This is a genomic window from Intestinibacter sp. (assembly GCF_051866655.1).
Classification (GTDB): Bacteria; Bacillota; Clostridia; order Peptostreptococcales; family Peptostreptococcaceae; genus Intestinibacter.
Window position 1 is genome coordinate 1 of the sequence record NZ_JBJDXL010000419.1, and the last position, 2,912, is coordinate 2,912.

The following is a 2,912-nucleotide window of genomic DNA, read 5'->3' on the forward strand; positions in this document are numbered from 1 at the left end:
CTAGAATTTTGAAATTTGATTGTATTTAAGTATACTACAACTTTTAAATATAGCACAGTTGTGTTAAAGAATCAAATAAATGGGAATGATAAAGGTGTGTAAAATAAAAATAGGCAAAAAAATAAATGTGTTGACAAAAACACATAATGGATTTACTATATATTTATAAATAAATATAATACTACAACTATACTATAGCATAAAATAAATAAAAAGTCAATACTTTTAAATAAAAAAGGAGTGATATTTTTGGAAAATAATATTTTAAAATTTACAATGAATGAGTTGCAGGATTTTTCTAGTGAAAAACTAATGAATTTAAATGAAGAATCAATAAATTACGGCCTTATATTGACAGAGGATGATGTACGCCAAATAGCTAAAAACACTAAAGAAACACTTAAAAAAACAGGTCGAATTGAAACTAGTACTGATTCATTGGAGAAAATTATATCCTTTTTATATTCATCTCCTTATACTCAAAAGGACGATTATGTAGAAGTAATAAGTGATATGGAGGAAATTTTTTATTATTTTAAGAATCAAGTATCGGATTTACTATCCGATGATGAGATTATAGAAATATTAAAAAAGACTTACGACGATAAATCTGGTGAAATAATTCAGATACAAGGATTTGTAGAGGAATACACAAAAGAGTTTAAATTTGAGAGGGAGTTCGATTTATGGAATTATTAGGAAGTATAAGACGAGATTATACAGTTAATGTACTTAAATGGGGATATTTAAATAAAAAGTTTAGTGAAAACTTTATTTTAAGTGTACAGCAGGATATAGCAAGTTTACTTAAAGAAAAAATAAAAAAATACTGCAAAGGTTCGAGTACATCTGTGACTGTAGAGGTTGGAGAACAGCTATTAGAAGCTATTTACTATACTATAGATGCAAATTTTATGAATGATTTTAATATGGAGAAAGCTATAGATTTATTTAAGAAAAATTCTATAAAAGATCTTTACGAAGAAGGCGAAGAAAAATTAAAGGATTTATTTGACGAAACAAGGGATTTATATGGAAGAGTTTGTGAAAATAAGTACGACACAGAATTGATTGCATATAATGATACGCTTATAGAGGAATTTGGAAAATCCTTTGATGTATACGATATGGAGTTTAATCCTCAGGATATAGATATAAGTGTAGATTATCCGTTGATATTTGGTGATTTAGACCAAAGGGGTATTTATTATGTAAAAAATTACTTGGAGACAATAGAAGTAGAAAATATGTTTTGTAATTGCTTTGACAACGAGGATGTAGAAACTTTGCTAGATATAAATGCCAAGAGATATAAATTAAATTATAGAGATTTATTGACAAATGTATTTGAAATAGCGATAAATAACACGATATTATCGATAATTGTGGACGATGATTTTGAAGATTTTTATATTTATAGTGAAGAAATAAATTATTTAAAAAATAATTTAAACCAAGAAAACGTAGAACAAAAGGTAGATGAAGCTGTAGAGAAAATGATAAGCTCTTTAAATATAGAAAATGATGATCTATTAAAGTACATAAATTTGTACAAATATAGATTTACGGATGAGCTGAAGTCAGCTATAAATCAAAACTCCCTAGAATCAATGGCTGTAATATGCGATGAGTACTTAGATATAGATTCAAGCAAAAACAAAAATAAACTTGTCATAAATCAGAATACATTGAGCGATGAAGAATTTAGAGAAATACTAGAAGAAATACAAGAAGAATCCGATATAAATAAAAAAATAGAAATTATAAAAACTAAAATAAATTCCTTCGAGGATTTTAACGATATATTAAAGGCAGACTGCTTTTATGGAGAAGATTATAATTTATTATTCGATAGCTTAGACGAGGTTGAATTGGCTCTTTTGGTTAGGGTCATGTTTTATGAAGAAATAGAAATGGGAAAATTTAATTTGTTAAAAGAATTATTCAAAGGTAGTCAGTATGACTATGCTTGGCAGGAAGGTTATGTTGAGTATATGAAAACTCAAATGATTGATAGAATAAGTAGGATTCAAAATAAAGCTATAGATATGAATGGTATATAGTGAAGTAAAATGCATAGTTTATGAGGGGGTTCATTGTGAATAGAATCGAATACTGTATTGGACTAAAGAATATATTTACAGAAAAGGAAATAGCCTTTATCAGACTTTTGGCGACTCTTTTGTTTTATGTGTTAGAAATTGATTTCGATATGAAGGTAGATGAAGAACTAAAAGATAAGTCCTATCTGTATGTAGGAAATTATTTTTACAAAATAAAAACATATGAATTCAAAGGTAGAGAGATAACTGATCAGGATTTTAATAGATTATCTAAGAAATTTTGGAAATATATATTATCTGATAAAGAAAGCTTTTTAAATAGATTTCAAAAATTATAGACAACGTAAAGTGTTTGAAATAAGTAAAATAAACAGTGAAAGTATAAGCTTATATGATAAAATACAGAGTATAGACTTTAGGAAAATGATAATTTACAGATAAGGGGAACACTTATGAAACAATATTTTACTGTTGGAGAGATGGCGAGCTTATTCGATTTAAATCCAAAAACTTTGAGATTTTACGATGATATAGATTTATTTAAACCAGAAATCATAAATCCAGAGAATAATTACAGATATTATTCAATAGATCAAATCGATCAATTAGAGACTATAGAGTATTTGAAGGATTTAGGACTATCTTTAAAGGTTATAAAATATCACTTAGAAGAAGTAAATATAGATAATGTTATAAATAGCTTGACTTATCAGAGAGAAATTACATGCAAAAAAATCAAAGAGCTACAATTGATAAAATACAAAATAAATAAAAAAATAAAACAAAGAGAAGATACAATTAACACTGAACATATAAATGAAGTTGTTGAATTAAATTTAGAAGATAGAA

At 26.2% G+C, this 2,912-nt stretch carries 4 protein-coding genes; all 4 read left to right on the forward strand.

The window, feature by feature from the left end:
• The first annotated feature begins 249 nt into the window (after positions 1–249).
• Positions 250–699: a DUF6323 family protein gene (locus ACI3VO_RS12625; protein WP_439758256.1), complete on the forward strand. Its 450-nt coding sequence runs from the start codon at positions 250–252 to the stop codon at positions 697–699.
• Entirely contained in the window at positions 687–2,063 is a 1,377-nt protein-coding gene (locus tag ACI3VO_RS12630; protein ID WP_439758257.1) for a DUF6179 domain-containing protein, read from the forward strand. The genes ACI3VO_RS12625 and ACI3VO_RS12630 overlap by 13 nt, the downstream gene beginning before the upstream one ends.
• Before the next feature lie 35 nt (positions 2,064–2,098).
• Positions 2,099–2,401 carry a hypothetical protein gene (locus tag ACI3VO_RS12635; protein ID WP_439758258.1) on the forward strand — a complete coding sequence of 101 codons (303 nt, stop codon included), beginning with the start codon at positions 2,099–2,101 and terminating at the stop codon, positions 2,399–2,401.
• Positions 2,402–2,515: 114 nt separating this feature from the next.
• The coding region (locus tag ACI3VO_RS12640) for a MerR family transcriptional regulator (protein WP_439758259.1) at positions 2,516–2,912 on the forward strand (397 nt) is incomplete at its 3' end.

Coding starts and splice junctions, on each gene's coding strand:
- ACI3VO_RS12630 (WP_439758257.1), top strand. CDS start 687: ATGGAATTATTAGGAAGTATAAGACGAGATTATACAGTTAATGTACTT.